The organism is Paenibacillus sp. MAHUQ-45, assembly GCF_058133325.1.
Map to the genome: position 1 here is coordinate 1 of NZ_JBYUPV010000021.1, position 18,479 is coordinate 18,479.

The 18,479-nt window shown below is 49.0% G+C and carries 14 protein-coding genes and 1 rRNA gene; 1 reads left to right on the plus strand and 14 read right to left on the minus strand.

The window, feature by feature from the left end:
• Positions 1-85 (minus strand): 16S ribosomal RNA (locus AC3Y23_RS27760); the annotation flags it as partial.
• 454 nt (positions 86-539) lie between these two features.
• On the opposite strand from AC3Y23_RS27760, the gene AC3Y23_RS27765 reads away from it, so the two are divergent.
• Positions 540-1,796: an MFS transporter gene (locus AC3Y23_RS27765; RefSeq protein ID WP_379205264.1), complete on the plus strand. Its 1,257-nt coding sequence runs from the start codon at positions 540-542 to the stop codon at positions 1,794-1,796.
• 60 nt (positions 1,797-1,856) lie between these two features.
• Here the strand turns inward: AC3Y23_RS27765 and AC3Y23_RS27770 are convergent, their stop codons facing one another.
• The 13 genes from AC3Y23_RS27770 to rfbB form a co-directional block, all read right to left on the minus strand.
• Positions 1,857-3,710: a transglycosylase domain-containing protein gene (locus AC3Y23_RS27770; RefSeq protein WP_379205266.1), complete on the minus strand. Its 1,854-nt coding sequence runs from the start codon at positions 3,708-3,710 to the stop codon at positions 1,857-1,859.
• A gap of 59 nt (positions 3,711-3,769) precedes the next feature.
• The gene (locus AC3Y23_RS27775) at positions 3,770-4,309 is read right to left on the minus strand and encodes a hypothetical protein (RefSeq protein WP_379205268.1); all 540 of its coding nucleotides are present in this window, start codon (positions 4,307-4,309) and stop codon (positions 3,770-3,772) included.
• Positions 4,310-4,524: 215 nt separating this feature from the next.
• On the minus strand, positions 4,525-5,634 hold the full coding sequence (locus AC3Y23_RS27780) for a sensor histidine kinase (RefSeq protein WP_379205270.1): 1,110 nt from the start codon (positions 5,632-5,634) through the stop codon (positions 4,525-4,527).
• A gap of 20 nt (positions 5,635-5,654) precedes the next feature.
• Entirely contained in the window at positions 5,655-6,362 is a 708-nt protein-coding gene (locus AC3Y23_RS27785) for a response regulator transcription factor (protein WP_379205272.1), read from the minus strand.
• A gap of 143 nt (positions 6,363-6,505) precedes the next feature.
• The gene (ligA, locus tag AC3Y23_RS27790) at positions 6,506-8,518 is read right to left on the minus strand and encodes an NAD-dependent DNA ligase LigA (protein ID WP_379205274.1); all 2,013 of its coding nucleotides are present in this window, start codon (positions 8,516-8,518) and stop codon (positions 6,506-6,508) included.
• Between the two features lie 75 nt (positions 8,519-8,593).
• A complete protein-coding gene (gene pcrA, locus AC3Y23_RS27795) occupies positions 8,594-10,945 on the minus strand; it encodes a DNA helicase PcrA (protein ID WP_379205276.1) in 2,352 nt (783 codons plus the stop codon).
• 63 nt (positions 10,946-11,008) lie between these two features.
• Entirely contained in the window at positions 11,009-11,752 is a 744-nt protein-coding gene (pcrB, locus tag AC3Y23_RS27800; RefSeq protein ID WP_379205278.1) for a heptaprenylglyceryl phosphate synthase, read from the minus strand.
• Between the two features lie 130 nt (positions 11,753-11,882).
• Positions 11,883-12,761 carry a phosphatidylinositol-specific phospholipase C/glycerophosphodiester phosphodiesterase family protein gene (locus AC3Y23_RS27805; RefSeq protein WP_379205280.1) on the minus strand — a complete coding sequence of 293 codons (879 nt, stop codon included), beginning with the start codon at positions 12,759-12,761 and terminating at the stop codon, positions 11,883-11,885.
• 105 nt (positions 12,762-12,866) lie between these two features.
• Positions 12,867-14,273 (minus strand): undecaprenyl-phosphate glucose phosphotransferase, encoded by a 1,407-nt coding sequence (locus tag AC3Y23_RS27810; protein ID WP_379205282.1) that lies wholly within the window; start codon positions 14,271-14,273, stop codon positions 12,867-12,869.
• Positions 14,270-15,217, minus strand: coding sequence for a glycosyltransferase family 2 protein (locus AC3Y23_RS27815; RefSeq protein WP_379205369.1), 948 nt, complete (start codon positions 15,215-15,217; stop codon positions 14,270-14,272). The genes AC3Y23_RS27810 and AC3Y23_RS27815 overlap by 4 nt, the downstream gene beginning before the upstream one ends.
• Before the next feature lie 135 nt (positions 15,218-15,352).
• Entirely contained in the window at positions 15,353-16,321 is a 969-nt protein-coding gene (locus AC3Y23_RS27820) for a glycosyltransferase family 2 protein (protein ID WP_379205285.1), read from the minus strand.
• A gap of 105 nt (positions 16,322-16,426) precedes the next feature.
• Positions 16,427-17,290: a dTDP-4-dehydrorhamnose reductase gene (rfbD, locus tag AC3Y23_RS27825; RefSeq protein ID WP_379205287.1), complete on the minus strand. Its 864-nt coding sequence runs from the start codon at positions 17,288-17,290 to the stop codon at positions 16,427-16,429.
• 100 nt (positions 17,291-17,390) lie between these two features.
• Positions 17,391-18,413, minus strand: a complete 1,023-nt coding sequence (gene rfbB / locus AC3Y23_RS27830; protein ID WP_379205289.1) for a dTDP-glucose 4,6-dehydratase — start codon at positions 18,411-18,413, stop codon at positions 17,391-17,393.
• Positions 18,414-18,479: the final 66 nt, after the last annotated feature.

Consider the following 18,479-nt stretch of genomic DNA (forward strand, 5'->3'; position numbering starts at 1 on the left):
AGCTTTCAAATCAACTCCGCTCGACTTGCATGTATTAGGCACGCCGCCAGCGTTCGTCCTGAGCCAGGATCAAACTCTCCAAATAGGTTTTTTCGAGTGTTCACTTCCTCGAATTACTCCGAGAAAATAACCATCCGAAAACTTATCGAAAAGAGCGATTGCTCATTTTGAAACTGACGATTCATTAAATGAATCTTGTTAAATCAACGTGTTCCATTTGTTCAGTTTTCAAAGAACTTGCTCCAGTTCGTTAATGACTCTCGTCCGAACCAGGAATTAGATCATATCATGTTTCTTTATTTCTTGTCAACTTATTTTTTCAACGCTCTCGTTTCCGTTAAGCGATGTCTCATAAGCACAAGAGATAATATACCATGGGAATCGAATGATTGCAATACTTTTCTTAAAATAATCTATTACACGTATATTTCTCCCCCCTACAGCACAAATTGTTTCCCATAATCCATTGCATATGGCTAAAATAGGATCTATCGTAAACATAAAAAAGAACCCTATCACACATATGGAGAGGAGCCATAATGAAAAACAATTCAACAACCGCTGCCCCTAAGCCAGGCCTCCCGGCTGCAGAGCAGCGCAATATGCAACAGGCCACGATTTACCGCATTCTACTCGCTGTAAGTTTTGTTCATTTATTTAATGATTCTATTCAAGCAGTCATTCCGGCGATTTTCCCGATTCTCAAAGATAACTTGCTGCTTTCCTTTGCTCAGATCGGCTGGATTTCGTTCGCCTTGAATGTAACTTCCTCGGTCATTCAGCCTGTTATCGGCTATGCCGCCGATCGCAAGCCACGCCCGATTCTACTCCCGCTCGGGATGTGCTGTACGTTTGCCGGGGTCTTTTTGCTGGCCTATGCCAACAACTATATACTCGTGCTATTTTCAGTTGTTCTTGTCGGATTCGGATCCGCTGCCTTTCACCCGGAAGGTATGCGTGTTGCCCATATGGCCGCAGGACTTCGCAAGGGACTATCCCAATCCATTTTCCAGGTAGGGGGCAATGCCGGGCAATCGCTTGGACCCATGCTGACGAAGTGGATCTTCATTCCTTTCGGGCAAATAGGCGCCCTCGGCTTTACTATCGTTGCCGCCGCAGGAATCGCCGTGCAGACCTATGTAGCTCGCTGGTATCGGGAAATGCTGAATTCCGGATATACGTTCCGTAAAAAATCCACAGCCAAGCTAATGGACCCTGCAAGGCGCAAAAGCATCCGGAACGCAACGATCATTCTTGTCTTCCTGGTATTCGTGAGATCCTGGTACGGGGCTTCCATCGGCAGTTATTATGCATTCTACTTAATGGATAAATACCGGATGTCTCTGGATAGTGCACAGGTGTATATTTTTATGTACTTGGCAGCCGGAGCTGTAGGTACATTCTTTGGGGGACCGCTGGCAGACCGTTTCGGGCGGCGTAATTTGATTCTCTTTTCCATGGTAGGCACGGTTCCATTTGCATTGGCTCTACCTTTCGTCAGTCATTTCTGGGCTGCAGTGCTGCTGCTGATTGGCGGCTTCGTACTTCTGTCCAGCTTCTCGGTTACCGTCATTTATGCGCAGATGCTGTATCCCGGCAATATCGGGACCGTATCTGGACTAATCACCGGACTTGCATTTGGACTTGGTGGCATCGGCTCACTCGTGATTGGGAATCTTATTGATGTGATCGGGATTTCAAAAGTATTTGTGGCCTGCGGCTTCCTGCCTCTGCTGGGATTATTGGCTTTATTGCTCCCAGGTGACAACAAGCTGGAGGAATGGGCGGCGGAGTAAGTCTCCTCCCCTATTAGATAGCTCATCCGTTCTCTACTTGAGGACCGATGAGCTTTTTTCTTATTTTCCAGTCTTCGCCAAGGCTTGGGACATGATCTTGGAGAAGAGCGCTGCCGCCGTCCCACTGCCTGCCGTCATATAATTGTGCTCATCCGTCCGGTCAAAACCAATCCATACCGCTCCCGTCCATTCCGGGGTGTATCCGACAAACCAGAGGTCCCGATTGCCCTTACGACTCACCCCAGGCAGATCCAATTGGGTCGTCCCGGTTTTTCCTGCAACTGGGCGGTTCATCTGAGCCTTTTTTCCGGTACCTTCATTAACTACACTCCGAAGCATTGTGGTCATCCTGTCTGCTGTAACTGGCGAGATGACCTGAGGTGAAGCTGACGTGTACTTATAGATGACTTCCCCACGGGCATTCTTCACCATCCGTACAAGATGACCTTCATTGTACTTCCCTCCGTTTGCGAACACGCTGTAGGCCTGGGCCATTTTTAACGGAGAAATGCCTTTATGCAGGCCACCAAGTGCGATTGCGAGATTATTGTCCTCCTCTGTTAATTCAATACCAAGCTTAGTCGCAAACTTACGCGCCTGACCTATACCTACCTGCTGCAACAGCCACACCGCTGGTGCATTGATGGATTGCTTGATCGCTGTCTGCATAGTTACCTGTCCACGGTAATTCCCGTTCAGATTCTCCGGTTGATAGCTTCCATAGGCCGCCCGTTGATCAGACAACAGACTGTCAGGAGTAAATTTCCCACTTTCCAGCGCAGGTCCGTAATCGATAATTGGTTTAAAAGAAGACCCCGGCTGTCTGGCATCCATAATCGCCCTGTTCAGCCCCCCTTCCTTAGGCTCCCTCCCTCCCATAAGCGCTACTACCTCACCATTGTGATGATCCATAATTACCATAGCCGCTTCCACTTGTCGGTCCTTCCCATCTGGAGGAAAAGAATTAGGCTGCGAAAAGGCCTTCTCAAGCACGCTCTGAACCTGCACGTTCATGGCAGTAACAATCGTATAGCCGCCACTCTGCAATTCTTCTCTAGACTTGCCGGTTAGCCTGGCTGCTTCCTGAAGCGCGGCATCGCCATACGATATCCCGACAGCCGAAAGCTGCGATTCCACTGATGGAGCCTGATACTTATGAAGCAAAGCAGTATTCATCTGTGCATGAGAAATCAAACTTCGCTGCTCCATGATGCGCAGAACAAGCTCCCGTCTTTCAGCAGATCGCTTTGGATCATCCACAGGATTATAGATCGAGGGGCCTTTAGGAATCGCTGCGAGCGTAGCAATTTGCCAAATCTCGAGCTTTTTCAGATCGGTAATGCCAAAGTACCGCTCTGCGGCAGCCTTGATTCCATACTGACCTCGGCCCATATACAACTGGTTGAGATACAACTCCAGAATCTCGCTTTTGGACAAACGCCTCTCCAGCTCCAAGGCAATAGACGCCTCGTTCACCTTACGTAAGAGGTTCTTATCCCTGTTCAGATACAGATTCCGGGCCAGCTGCTGGGTGATGCTGCTCCCGCCCTCAGCTATTTCCATATTCGTTGCATTGGTTACCAGTGCCCGCAGTATTCCTTTGTAGTCCAGTCCCTCATGGATATAAAAACGGCGGTCTTCCACCGCCAAAAACGTAGCAGTCAATAGCTTCGGCACCTCTGCAAGTTGTAGGGAACTCCTGTAACCAGACCCAGGCAGAGGAACTCTGCGCATTAAGGACCCATCCGCAGCAAGCATTACACTGGACTCCGGTAAAATCAGCTTGTCAGGATAACGACTAACTACGGTGCTTCCATATTCATGAATGTACACAAGACCGGCTAACATCAGCAGGACAGCAAGTACCCCAAGATCAAACAACAGGTACAGGATGCGCATAACCCTAGCACGCATGTTGGACCAATGAATCCTTCTATAGAAGCTCTCATCGGGTCTCCTCTCCAGCGAACTACTCATGACCCAGTAATCAGGCGCTCCAGAGCCTGCTCCATTGCGGTTGCCTCCTGCCTGGCTATTACGAGAAAACCAAGCATAGCACTACTGTCATCCCCCGCGGCTTCCGCCTCATCAAGACATCGAATTGTAGCTTTAACCCTGAGGATCATTTTCATGACTTCTTCGGTGGTCAGCACCGAGGGTGAAATAGAAGCCGGGTTGGGAGCGAAATCCCCTGTAACAAGATGTGGGTCAAAGCCTCTCCTATTGCTATTTATCCGCTCCAGATGTCCGGCTAATGCCTGTAATTCCCCCGCGGACAACACCTTCAGTTCCGTGAAAGAACCGTGATTGGCGAGCTGCTCGGCTGCTTGAAGCAGTGATTGCATATCCTGTGCCGGCTTCTGCGAGCGCAGCAAAAAGAGCCCCGAGAATACCAGCACAAATAGCATGGCAGCAAAGGGAGCTTTTCCAATATGATTGATAATCCAATGAGCCAACGTTACAACTAAAGCCCCCGAATCCGGGCTGTGACGGGAATACATCCATACAAACATTCGATATAACACAAAAAGAAAAGCAGCACTCAAGAGTGTGCTTCCTCCAAAAATATATAGATATACCAACCTCACAGTACGCCGCTTCCTCAATCCAATTCCTCCTTTCAGAAGGGGGTATTTCCCTCTGACACAAGGATAAGGAGCAAATCTTAAGAATGGCTCTATAACTTCTTAAGATTTGCTGAAGAAATAAACGAGAAGGTGGACAAAAGCTACCCTTGTGAAAGCGGAATACGGGCGATAAAGTCCGTACGTTGCCTGTTGCTTACGGCCAAAATAACACCCCCGTGCAGTTCAATGATCCCCTTGGCAATCGCCAGCCCCAATCCGGAACCGCCGGTATGCTGTGAACGCGAGCGCTCCGCCCGATAAAAGCGTTCAAAGATATACGGAAGATCGCCTTCCGCTATCATTTCTCCGAAATTGCTAACTCGCACCACGGCTTCATTACCCTCCCGGCTCAGTCCAATCTCCAGCTTCTTGCCGTCACGACCATAGCGGATTGCATTGGTGATCAGATTATCAAAAGCACGAACCAGTTCATACGGAGCTCCTAGTATCCATAGCGATTCGGTATCGTCTTCAATCTCATATTTCATACCGGCCGCAGTCAGTGCGGGAACAGCTTCCTCTGTGAGTTGCCGCATGAATGCCTTTAGATCCAGGGGGGCCAGAACAAATGGCAAGCCACCACTGTTCACCCGTGTGTATTCAAAGAGATCATCAATCAGCTTTCTGAGCACCAGCGATTTCTGATAAGCAATGCCTACGTAATAACGCATTTCTGTCTCATCCCGGCAGCGGTCCTGCTCAATGTATTCCAGATAGCCTAACACAGAGGTTAACGGAGTACGAAGATCATGGGATACACCGGTAATCAGCTCGTTCTTGGCGGTTACCGCTTTGCGCTCTTCCAGCAGGGAATGCTGAAGACGATCGGACATGATGTTGATGTTCTCGGCCAGCACACCCAGTTCATCCCCTGACCTTACTTCAATCCGGTGTGACTCCCCTAGCTTGGTGATTTGTTGGATGCCTTTGGTGATCTCTTCGAGGTAAGAAATGATTTTACGGGTATAGATGAAGAAGAATAGCAAAAAGCTGATGATTCCGGCCGCCGCCATAAGCGGAGCTGAACCGATATGGTTAATAATCCATTTCAGGATCAAGGAGTACGGTGCAGAGGGCGGAGCCGGATTCAAATACACCATGGAGTTCACCAACTGATAGCATGCTGCGAGCAGGATAGCGCCCGAGAATACACTCAGCAGAAAAGCCCATATAAACTTCCAGCGGATTGTACTGATATATTTGGAGTTCAAAATTAATCACCTCCGGCCGATCAGGACGGCCCGTCCAGTTTATAACCAATGCCCCATACGGTCTGCACATAACGAGGCTGTTTGGGATCAAGCTCGATTTTTTCACGGATATTGCGAATATGTACCATTACTGTATTGCCTCCGTCAAGAAAAGGCTCATTCCAGAGATTGCGATAAATCTGTTCCATGCTGAGCACCTGACCCTGATGCCTCGCTAGCAGCTCCAGAATAGCAAACTCCCGGGGAGTCAGCTTGACCTTGCGGCGATCCACACTGACTTCATGTTTGGCCGTATCGATGATCAAATCCTCAAACACCAGTTCATTCTCATTCCGACGTATGGGACTGCCTGTGTTCAGTTTATGATAGCGACGCAGCTGCGATTTGGCCCGGGCTACCAGCTCCAGCGGGTTAAAGGGCTTGCCCACATAGTCATCAGCACCGATGCTGAGTCCGGCGATTTTGTCCATATCGGTATTTTTCGCGGACAGCATAATGATCGGCATGTTCCGTTCCTGTCGTATTTTCATACAGGCAGCAACGCCATCCAGCTTTGGCATCATCACATCCAGAATAATGAGATCCACCTCTTCATTGTTCAGGCACTCCAGTGCTTCCAGTCCATCATAAGCCTTAAGCAGCCGATAGCCCTCGTTGCGAAAATAGATATCCAGCAGGTCCACGATCTCTTTCTCATCGTCTACCAGCAATATTGTCTCAGGTCTCACAGAAAGAACATCCTTTCCAGTTCTTTTGTTAACGTTCCTTCCTTATTCTAACAAAAGATCCCGGCCAATTCGCCTATGCAAATTAACCGGGATCTATAATATTTATGCTGAGCCTGAGCCGCAACACTTATTGCACTGTAATTCTAGCCTTCCAACAGCCGAATCAGTTCTTCCTCGTCCTCAATGACCTGAATGCCGAGCTGCTGGGCTTTGGCCAGCTTGCTGCCTGCCTTCTCGCCGGCAATGACCAGATCCGTCTTCTTGGAGACACTTCCGGTGACCTTCGCTCCCAGCGCTTCCAGACGTTCCGCCGCTTCGTCGCGTGTCAGCTTATGCAGTGTACCCGTAAGAACAACGGTTTTGCCGCTAAAGAAGGAATCCGTACTTACCACACGCGGTGCTTCCGGAGCCTTCGCCTCAACGCCAAGCGCCAGCATACGATCAATCCCTGCCAGCACGAACGGATCAGCAAAGAATCCTACGATGCTCTCAGCCACAATACCGCCAATATCCGGCAGTTCAGCGAGTTCTTCGGCTGTCGCCTTCATCACTGCTTCCAGATCGCGGAAATGATCGGCCAAGGTACGCGTCGTTGCCTTCCCTGTGTTAGGGATACCTAGCGCGTACAGGAAGGAGGCCAAATCCCGTCCCTTGCTATCTTCCAATGCCTGAAGGAGATTGCGAGCTTTTTTCTCACCGAAACGCTCCAGCCCTAGTAGCTGCTCGAAGGTCAGACCATAGAGATCAGCCGGCTGGCGAACACTTAGCTCCTCAAAGAGCTGTCCTGCTGTCTTCTCGCTGAAGGTCTCAATGTCCATGGCATCCCGTGAAGCAAAATGCGTAATCCGGCTGACGATCTGTGGCTTGCAGTCCAGCTTGTTGTTGCAGAAGAGATGCGCACCGCGCATTTCCAGCGTAGACCCGCAAGCAGGGCATTTATCCGGGAAAATAATCTCCCCACCGTCGCTCTCCTCGGTCACTTTGCCCAAAATCTCCGGGATCACATCATTAGAACGACGGATGAAGACTCTTGTGCCCAGTGCATGCTTCAGGTTCTTCCGTTCGATGTCGCCCACATTGTTCAGTGTGCAGTTCTGGACAGTAACCCCGGCCAATTCAACCGCCTCAACTCGCGCCAACGGCGTGATTTTGCCGGTCCGTCCCACATTCCAGCTGACGGATTCGAGAATCGTCGTTGTCTCTTCTGCCTCGAACTTGTAAGCAACTGCCCAACGTGGAAATTTGTCTGTATAGCCGAGCACTTCCCGAATCCGGAAATCGGTGACCTTGATCACCGCTCCGTCTATGAGGTAGTCCAGAGAAGAGCGTTTTTCTTCGATCTCTGCCAATTGCTCAGTCACATCGTCAAATTTGTCGTAGTAAGTCACATAAGGGTTCACCTTGAACTGATTATTCCGCAGGAAGTCCATCATCTCCTGATGATCGCTAAACTGCACTCCCTCTGAATAGCCTATATTGTAGAAAAAGGCATTCAGACGTCGCTCGGCTGTCGTCTTAGGATTCAAATTCCGCAGTGCACCCGCCGCGCCATTACGGGCGTTCTTCAACGGCTCGGCTGCCCGGGTATTATAATCGGCCAACACCGAGAGATTCATGATTCCCTCGCCCTGCACCTCAATCAGGCCTTCCTTGAACGGGATGGTCAGCGGAACCGACTTAATCGTCTTCACTTGGGCCAGAATGCCCTCGCCTGTCACCCCGTTGCCACGCGTGGCAGCTTGCTCCAGCACACCATTACGGTACGTCAGATTCAGCGTCAGCCCGTCAAATTTGAGCTCAACAGCATAACACGGGTCTGGCAATGGGGTATCCGGGTTCTTGGTGTTATAATCATTGACCAGCTTCAGTACGCGGGCATTCCAGCTCCGCAGCTGTTCAATATTCTGCGCCTTGTCCAAGCTCCACAGGGGGGCCAGATGGCGGTGCGGTGTAAAGCCCTTGAGCAATTCTCCACCCACCCGCTGTGTTGGTGAATGGGGAAGTACAATACCGCTCTCTGCCTCCAGCGCCACAAGCTTGTCATAGAGAACGTCGTACTCTTTGTCACTAACGAGCGGTGTGTCGAGCGTATAATAATGATAGTTATATTTGTGAAGCTCTGCTACGAGCTCTTCCATTGTATGCATAACATCCATACAGGTATATCCCTCCGTCAATAAGTGTCCTATGATTAGCGTCGTCCAAAAAGACAATCGTTAATCGCAGCCGATCTATTCCACCTTGGCGATCGGCGCAAAGCCGGCCAGCAGCCGTTTCACGCCCACCGGCGCCGGAAAAGCAATCTGCAGCTCCGTATCGTTGCCGGTGCCTTTGACGGACACAATGGTGCCTATGCCCCATTTACCGTGGGATACCTTGTCGCCCGCCTTGAAATCGGCGGGCCCTGAAGCCCCTGCTCCGGCTGAGGGCTTCGCCCCGCCGGAGGTCACGGTCACACGGCCCTGGCCAGCAGCGGCCGTGGCCGTGCTTCCGCCGAAGCCTGCGGCATTCGGCGTAGATCCGGCGGCCCCGCCTCGGCCGCCGAAATTGCCCCGGCCGCCGCTGGCGAAGCCGCGGCCGCCATAGGCTCCTCCCACTTCCGTCCCGCCGCGGCGGAAGCGGTCGTGGGAGGCTGGGGCGGTATCTTCCTTCAGCTCCTCTGGAATCTCCTCCAGGAAGCGGGACGGCGGGTTGGCCGTCGTCCGTCCGAAGAGCGTGCGCACCCGCGCGCAGGAGAGAAACAGCTGTTTCTCGGCGCGGGTAATGCCGACATACGCCAGCCGTCGCTCCTCTTCCAGTTCATCATTGTCCTGGAAGGCCCGGCTATGCGGGAAGACACCTTCCTCCATCCCGACAATGAACACTGTCGGGAACTCCAGCCCCTTGGCGCTGTGCATCGTCATCAGCACCACCGCATCGCTGCGATCTTCCTCTTCATCATTCATGCTGTCAATGTCCGCGATCAGCGCAAGGTCTGTCAGGAAGGAGACGAGCGACTTGTCCTCATTATTTTTCTCAAACTCCATCGTTACAGACAAGAACTCGTCGATATTCTCCAGTCTGGAGCGGGATTCAAGCGTGTTCTCATTTTGCATCTCCAGACGGTATTGCGACAATTCCAGCACTTTCTCGGTCAGTTCAGTCACCGACAGGAACTCTACCATCCGGTGCAGCGCTTCGATCATATCGTAGAACTCCACCAGCGCATTCCTGGTGCGTCCGGCAAAGCCCAGATCGTCCACCGTCTCCAGGACACGGAAGATCGATACGCCACGTTCGGCTGCAGCAGCGGCAAGCTTGCCAACGGTCGTATCCCCTAGCCCGCGCTTCGGCACGTTGATAATCCGTGTTAAGCTGATATCATCATCCGGGTTAGACAACAGGCGCAGATACGCCAAAATATCCTTGATTTCTTTACGGTCGTAGAACTTGATGCCGCCCACGATTTGATAGGGAATATCCGACTTAATCAAAATTTCCTCGATTACCCGGGACTGGGCGTTCGTCCGGTACAGGATCGCGTGATTCTGGTAAGCCTGACCTTGTTTCACATTCTTGCTGATTTCTCCGGTGACAAAATACCCCTCATCATGCTCAGAGTCTCCGCGATAAACCTTAATCTTCGCCCCTTCATCAGAGTCCGTCCACAGCTTTTTGGGCTTGCGTCCAGTGTTGAGCGCGATGACACCATTGGCGGCATTCAGGATATTGGAGGTGGAACGATAGTTCTGCTCTAGCAAGATAGTTTTCGCTTCAGGGTAATCCTCTTCAAAATTGAGAATGTTAGTGATATCCGCGCCGCGCCAGCGATAAATCGACTGGTCACTATCGCCGACTACACAAATCCGGTGATGGCTGTCAGCCAGCATCCGGCACAGCATATACTGCGCACGGTTCGTATCCTGATACTCGTCCACATGAATGTACTTGAATTTCTTCTGATAAAAATCCAGAACCTCCGGTACTTCTTTGAACAGTTGAATCGTAGCCATGATCAGATCATCAAAATCCAGAGAGTTGTTGCTCTTCAACCGCTTCTGGTACATCGTGTAGACCTTGGCAATCAATCCTTCAAAATAATCGCCGACCTTCTGCTCATACTGGGCCGGGGTTACCAGCTCATTCTTCGCCGTACTAATCACTGACTGAACAGCCTTCGGCTCGAACTTCTTCGTGTCGATGTTCAGTTCCTTCATACAATTTCGAATCACCGACAACTGGTCTGTGGAATCCAGAATAGAGAAGTTGGAAGTAAAGCCGATCCGCTCGATATCCTTCCGTAAAATCCGTACGCACATGGAGTGGAAGGTCGAGACCCAAATGTCGCGGCCCTCCGGCCCGACAAGCTTGGATACACGTTCCTGCATCTCCCGCGCCGCTTTATTCGTAAAGGTGATAGCCAAAATCGCCCAAGGCGGCGCCTTGCGGTTCGCAATCAGCCACGCAATTCGGTGCGTCAGCACCCGCGTCTTGCCGCTGCCCGCGCCAGCCATGATCAACAGTGGTCCTTCAGTAGCCTCCACAGCCTGTCGCTGCGGAGGATTGAGCCGACTTACGGCGTCTTGTATGTTAACAGGTTGCATGTATAACATGCTCCTTTCTTCATTCATATGAATTGCATTTCAGAGTAATTCTCTCTATAACGACTACTCAAAATGCATTTGCCCTGTATTCTTTACCGCCTGAACCGTCAGCAGTGCCTGCTGTAAATCCTGATAGATGATATTGCCGACCACAACCGTATCACATAGCGCTGCCATCTGCACGGCTTCTGCTTCGGATGTAATTCCTCCGCCATAAAAGAGCTGACTATGTTCAACTGTCTCCCGTACGGTCCGCACAGTTTCCACCTCTCCGAATCTACCGCTATACTCCAGATACACCACAGGCAGGGACATCAGCTTGTCCGCAACCTGTGCGTAGGCTGCAGCTTCTTCAGCTTGAAGCTCCGTATCAGCTTCTGTAAGTCTAGCCACAGTAGAATTGTCGTTCAACACAATGTAACCCTCAGTCAGTAGCATATCCCAAGGGATCAAGTAGCCGTAGCGTTCAATCGCCCGGCGGTGATGACCCACAATCCAGCTCGGATCCGGCGTGTTAAGCACCATAGGGATCAGATACAGATCAAATCCCGGGACAGCCGCCTCCAAATCCGATACCTCCAAGGCTACAGGCAGCGCATAGCGTCTGATTCTCGACATCAGGTCCACAGTATTCTCATAAGTGACCCCTGAAGAGCCCCCTACGATTATGGCATCCGTTCCCGACAAACATAATGCCTCCAGCTCTCCATCCCCCAGCTCACGGTCCGGATCCAGCTTGAATACATGCCGCCACGGCTTGATCATCTGCTGCACTGCTCTCATGTTCTTCCATCCCTCATCAGTCATTTAGGCAGGACAAAATCCCCCCTGCCTCCGCTAAAGATATAACTCTAGTCTATGCCAGCGGGAAGGGGGGTGTCAATTTAAAGCAGGTAAAAAATACGAACATTTTTTCGCTTTTTTACCATATGAAAGACTACAGACTGCTGCGCAGTCCCTTGATCCGGTTCAGATCATTCTCAGCCACAAAATCAGTATAAAATCCGTCTACACCCATACGGGACAGCTTCACAATCTGATCTTCCTCGTTCACGGTGTGAACGTATACCCGCGCCCCCGCCTTTTTGAGCTTCTGCACAAAATCTCTGCTCGCCCGGCTAGCTGGCATTGTTATATCCACCTTATTGTTTTGCACAAATTCAAGGACCTCAGCATCTGTATCCTTGGAGTTATAAAGGGTATAAATTACCGTGGGGAACATGTAAATATTGTTAAGCTCATCCAGCATAGCACGACTGTAAATCTGGGGAACGATCCGCTCCAATAATGCGGAATCTCTTGTCCGGGCCGCTTCAGTCAGCATCTCGAATTGTTCCATGATTAACCCGGAATCAAACTCCTTGGTATCCGTAACTATGTACGCATCTGTATAGTGCTGCATCAAATCCAGAATCTTCTCTAAATCCAATGGAGAATAGATATTCATTATCGGGCTGTTCATAAACTCATCGTGGCTTAGCGGAGCCCCTACTTTATCGGACGAAAGGACTTCGGTCTGACCCAGCAGCTTGCTCATATTCGCCGTCCACTCGTGTCTGGCAATGAGCTGATTATCCGTACTTAACAATAGATCCGTCTCAAAAACTCGGGTGCCCTGCTCATAATTCGCTATAAAAGCTTCAAAAGCATTAGTATATGTATGTCCCCCGATTCCGCCCATCGCATGAGCAACGACCCGGTGAGCGGCAAAGCCCGAGGCCGGCTGTTCCTGTTTCTGTCCAAGTGCGAATATAACTAAGAGTCCTAGTGCCAAAATCATGATTACAGAAGCCATTATCTTCTTTTTCTTATTCATATAAAAGTTTCCTTTTAGTAGTAAGATTGGAGAAGCTTAAACACAATACCCCGCTTTGCCGGAGGCAAAACGGGGTATCTCTCATACGTTCACCAGGCGTTTGGTTTAGTAGGCATTCTTATTCATAAATCCGTTACGAATCGTCTTAAATATAATTCGAATATCGAACAGCAGTGACCAGTTCTCAATATAGAAAATATCATGCTTAATGCGCTCCTCGATCGAGGTATCGCCACGCAATCCATTGCTTTGAGCCCAGCCTGTAATACCGGGACGCACATGGTGTTTCACCATATACTTTGGAATCTCATCACGGAACTGCTGTACATAATATGGCCGCTCCGGGCGCGGACCCACAACGCTCATATGGCCGAGAAGAACATTAAAGAACTGTGGCAGCTCATCCAGACTGGTCTTGCGGATAAAGGTGCCGAACTTGGTTCTACGCGGATCTTCGCGTGTACTCCAGCCGGTATCTTCTCCGGTATCCACCTGCATCTTCATGGAGCGGAACTTGTACATCATAAAGTTACGGCGATTCAGTCCCACCCGCTCCTGCTTAAAAATAACCGGACCAGGTGAGGTGAGACGCACACCAAGCGCAACAATCAGCATTACCGGCAGCATCATCACAATCGCAAACAGCGCGAACACGATGTCAAACATTCGTTTGGCCAGCTTGTTGCCTGCCATATCCAGCGGAATATCCCGTACATTGATCATCGGCATGCCCGCAAAATTATCGAAGTATGGCCGGGCCGGCAAATAATCGAAGAAATCAGGAATGATGAGTGTACGTACACCTGCTTTTTCACAAGCGGCAATGATTGAGGGATACTTCGAGTGAGCATCCAGCGGCAGCGCCAGGATCACCTCATCCACAGGCAACATCTCCAACATCCCGGACAACTGGTCTATCGTTCCCAGGATTGGTTTGTAGCGCTGTTCCTCGATTCTGTCCCAGGTATGGTAATCATCCAGAAAACCTACAGCCTCATAGCCCAGTTCAGGGTATTGCTCCAGATTATTGTAGAACCTTTTGCCAAGTGTACCGGCACCTAGAATAAGTACGTATTGACGATTGAAGCCTTTTTCGCGAATGGATTTAAGCATGGATTTGACAAAATAGCGGTAGAACATGACGGAGAGCAGATTAAAGCTCATGTAGAGTGCCAGATAAGTACGTGAAATATTGATTTCCTTGACGAAGAACATGAGACCAAGCATGATGAAAAGCGCCATCACATGCACTTGAAAAATCTTCATGAATTCATCGACAAAACGTTTCTTACGCTTCGGTAAATAAAGCGATATTAAAACCCCAATCAATACGGCAATAACGCCATAGATCATACTCCAGTAAGCATAAGACTCTACAGGCAGCGGGTTCTCATATTCCATCCATCCGCTCTTGAATTTCAGCCACCAGGCCGCCAGAAAAGACATCTGTATGACCACAAAGTCTGCAACCATATACATTTGCGTTAAAAATTGTTGATTACGGCGAATCATAATCTCACCTCATCTTTCGATTCAGTGCGTGTACCGGCATCGCCGGCAGCCGACAGACTCTGAGCTGGAAGAGGTACTTTTCTAGGTGATATCATGGCGTTCCGCACCAGCGATAAAACAAACTTGAGACCCACTCCGGCATAAACCATTCCATTAATCATACTGTTGTACTGCTGGCGATAATGCTTACGATGAAATAAAATCATTGCTCTATGAAATTCATACACAATCTTGAATGGTCTGCGACGTGCGCTACCGCCCTTAAGATGGATAATAGAGGTCTGGGAATAGTAATAAATCTTCCATCCTGCTGCCTTGATGCGGTAACACCAGTCTAAGTCCTCTCCATACATAAAGAACTCTTCATCCAGACCGCCGACATGTTCAATCGTCTCCCGCCGGAGCAGCATGAACGCGCCAACCAGACAATCGACAGGATAATTCTTATCCGGGTCCAGATAACCCAACTGGTAACCGTTGAAGCGAGGATTATTTGGAAATAACTTACTGAAGCCAAAGGCATAATAAAAAGAGGCCGAAGGTGTAGGGAAACCACGTTTGCAGGCCTTATCCAGTGATCCGTCGGGCAAAATGATTTTGCAGCCAGAAGCCCCAACGTCTGGGCGACTATCCATAAAGGAAATCATCGTCTCCAGCGTATCTTTACGCACGACCGTATCGGAATTCAGCAACAGTACGAAGCGTCCGGTAGCAATCTCCATGCCCTGATTATTGGCCCTAGCGAATCCTGTATTCTCCCCATTAGCTATCAAGGTAACGTTCGGAAACTCCCTACTAATGGTCTCTACTGACCCATCATGGGAATTATTATCTACTAAAATAATCTCATAGGAAAACTTCGTCTCCGAGTCATATACCGACCTTAGACAGTCCATCGTCAGGCGACAGGTGTTGTAATTAACAATCAATATACTTACATCCACACTCAATGCTATTACTCTCCTGACAAATATAGTAATCTCTCGACAAATAGTATAACACAAAACCTCCAAGAAAGGCGTGGCCTTGGCAGGGAGGTTTTGTATAAGATATCCTATATTGTTGTTACTTTCTTATATTCATCTTGCCCTGTCCTTCACCTTACGCTGCACCGCCTTACGCTTCTCCTTAAGAGCCGGCAGCTGCGAGAAAAAGGACTTCCATGCTTTAAATAACCCAGGCTCTTTAAGAAGCATGTATCCATGTGCGGCAATTTCGTAGGGTAATGATATGAGTACGGTTGCCAGCAAGTTGCGGCTGTGTTCATTTTTATACATCATTTTATATCTATTAATATACGATATCCGCCTAATGAACATCGATTTCCCACTTCTCCCGGAAGTCTTCCAGCCACGCTCATGATATCCAAGAGCTTCTGCATCATAGTAACCTTGCCAGCCCAGCAACTGCGCCCTCCAGGCTACATCTACATCTTCCTTATATGCAAAAAAGTCCGCATCAAAAAACTCGCCGCCTACGCTTATATCATCTATCATTCTCCTGGAATACATCGCAGCGGCACCCGATACGCCAAATACTGGACCAGATTCCTGCCAGTTTGCAGCCGCTTCTCCAGCCCCCCGGTCAAAGGCACGACGTGCTCTGTTCATTCTGAGACCTGTACTGTCGACCAGATTGGGATCTGCTTTTAACAAAAGCTTTCCCGTTGCACTCCCAATCTGCGAATCGACTGCCATATCTGCAACCAGTCTGCTAACATAATCAGGTGCCAGCGTCAGATCCGGGTTAAGCACAAGAACATAATCTGTATTGGTTAAAGAAATGGCCTGATTATGCGCAGGGGCAAAGCCAGTGTTAACCGAATTTTGAATAAGCTGTATCCGCTTATGAGAGGAATCGGGGTTGCTATGTCCACTTTGTAGGATATAGTTCTTAACCCTTTCCGCTGTTCCATCTCCGGATGCGTTATCAATCACCACAATTTGTTCAAGAGGATAATCCTGCGCCAACACCGCATCCAAGCATTCTACGATATCCTCTCCACTATTATAAGTAACAATTTGCACGCTAACTGTTTTGTTATTCATAAGGATCCTCGAATCTTTATTTTTCACTATACAGACTATTGCTCTATTATAGCGAAAAAATTAAAAAAACTCCCGCACCGTGTGTCGGTTCGGAAGTTTAATTTGTTATTCTTTTAACTCAAGCAAGAAATCCCTTAATCCTTCACGCCAATGCCGAATATCTTCAAATCCATTGGTGCGGATAGATAGATGCTCCAATACGGAGTTACGTGGCCGAGGCGCAGGCAGCGGGAACTCCTCTGTAGTACAAGGCTCTAGCTTGGCTGTGAAATCCAACCCCAGAATATCATGGGCATCTTCAAAAATAGCCTGAGTAAACTCATACCATGTACAAGACCCACTGTTCGTAGCATGATACACTCCGTACTTTTCAGTCTGGATCAATTCCAGCACAAAGCTGGCCAAATCCACCGTATATGTCGGCGAACCCTTCTGATCATTCACAACTTTAAGTAATGGCTTTTCCTGGCCGAATTTCAGCATCGTCTTCACAAAATTCTTACCGTATTTGCCGTATACCCAAGCCGTACGCACGATGAAATACTTGCTGGATAAGCTTTGTACTAAATTTTCACCGGCCCGTTTGGATTTTCCGTAAATGCTCCGCGGTGCAGTATTATCATATTCATGGTACGGTTCTGAACTCAGCCCTTCAAAAACATAGTCCGTACTGATGTACACCAGCTTGGCACCAACTTTTTCAGATGCAAGAGCTACATTACGGCTTCCCGTGGCATTAATTAAATAAGCACCGTCCACGTCGCTCTCTGCAGCGTCTACCGCTGTGTAGGCAGCGCAATGTATAACCGCATCAGGGTTAAAGTCACCAACCACTTTTACCGTTTGTTCCAGATCGGTGATGTCCATCTCTTGTCGGTCACAACCAAATACCTCATGGCCTTCCTTTTGCAGCAATAGAACAACGTCCTGCCCCAGTTGTCCAGCAGCACCGGTAACTAATACCTTCATTGTAAACCTCCGTAAGTTACTTATAGGCCATGACCCACCAGTTAAAAGAGGTACTGATCCGCTCTATAAGTTATTGCATACTCTGAAAGAAATAGATAGCCTATAGTGAGTCCCCTAAGCGACTTCCATATTGCAGTTCCGCATACTTTTGGTATTCCCCGGACTGAATGCGGGTCCACCACTCACGATTATTCAAGTACCATTGGATCGTCTCTTTAATTCCTGTTTCAAAGGTATGCTTCGGCTTCCAGCCCAACTCGTTGGTGATCTTGGTAGGATCGATACCATAACGACGGTCATGTCCTGGGCGATCCTGTACATAAGTAATCAAGGAGTCCGGTTTGCCAAGCTCCTGCAGTACAGTATTCACGATGTGCACATTCGTCCGCTCATTGTTGCCACCGATATTGTAGACTTCACCATTCACACCTTCGTGAATAACGAGATCAATCGCACTGCAATGATCCTCTACATACAGCCAATCGCGAATGTTCAAACCATCACCATACACAGGTAGAGCCTGATCAGCTAGTGCACGGGAGATCATCAGCGGAATCAGCTTTTCAGGGAACTGGTAAGGACCATAGTTGTTCGAACAACGGGTGATGTTCACCGGTAACCCAAACGTTTCATGGTAGGCACGAACCAGCAGATCCCCGCCTGCCTTACTCGCAGAATACGGACTATTAGGAGTTAGCGGAGTCTCCTCAGTGAACAAGCCAGTGGCTCCCAGCGTACCGTACACCTCGTCAGTCGACACTTGAACAAACTTAGTGACACTGTATTTTTTCGCTGCGTCCAATAGAACCTGTGTACCAAGTACATTCGTTTTTACAAACACATCCGGCTCTAGGATACTTCTATCTACGTGTGACTCTGCCGCGAAATTAACGACTACATCAACACCCTGACTGAACAAAGCATCCATTGCTTGGACATCCGTAATATCAGCTTTAACGAACGTATAATTCGGATTGCCCTCAACAGATTTTAGGTTTTCCAGATTTCCTGCATAGGTCAGTGCATCCACGTTAACGATTTGATATTCCGGATGCTGATTAAGCATGTAAATTACAAAATTGCTGCCGATAAAGCCGGCACCGCCAGTTACAAGCAGTTTCATGAAACCGACCACCTTCTTATACAATTATTAATAATATTCTATTCATCTGTTTCTCACAGAATCAAT

Bases quoted from the DNA above. Each gene is read 5' to 3' on its own strand.
- AC3Y23_RS27765 (WP_379205264.1), top strand. From the start codon at position 540: ATGAAAAACAATTCAACAACCGCTGCCCCTAAGCCAGGCCTCCCGGCT.
- AC3Y23_RS27770 (WP_379205266.1), bottom strand. From the start codon at position 3,710: ATGCGTGCTAGGGTTATGCGCATCCTGTACCTGTTGTTTGATCTTGGG.
- AC3Y23_RS27775 (WP_379205268.1), bottom strand. From the start codon at position 4,309: ATGTTTGTATGGATGTATTCCCGTCACAGCCCGGATTCGGGGGCTTTA.
- ligA (WP_379205274.1), bottom strand. From the start codon at position 8,518: ATGGATGTTATGCATACAATGGAAGAGCTCGTAGCAGAGCTTCACAAA.
- pcrA (WP_379205276.1), bottom strand. From the start codon at position 10,945: ATGCAACCTGTTAACATACAAGACGCCGTAAGTCGGCTCAATCCTCCG.
- pcrB (WP_379205278.1), bottom strand. From the start codon at position 11,752: ATGACTGATGAGGGATGGAAGAACATGAGAGCAGTGCAGCAGATGATC.
- AC3Y23_RS27805 (WP_379205280.1), bottom strand. From the start codon at position 12,761: ATGAATAAGAAAAAGAAGATAATGGCTTCTGTAATCATGATTTTGGCA.
- AC3Y23_RS27810 (WP_379205282.1), bottom strand. From the start codon at position 14,273: ATGATTCGCCGTAATCAACAATTTTTAACGCAAATGTATATGGTTGCA.
- AC3Y23_RS27820 (WP_379205285.1), bottom strand. From the start codon at position 16,321: ATGAATAACAAAACAGTTAGCGTGCAAATTGTTACTTATAATAGTGGA.
- rfbD (WP_379205287.1), bottom strand. From the start codon at position 17,290: ATGAAGGTATTAGTTACCGGTGCTGCTGGACAACTGGGGCAGGACGTT.
- rfbB (WP_379205289.1), bottom strand. From the start codon at position 18,413: ATGAAACTGCTTGTAACTGGCGGTGCCGGCTTTATCGGCAGCAATTTT.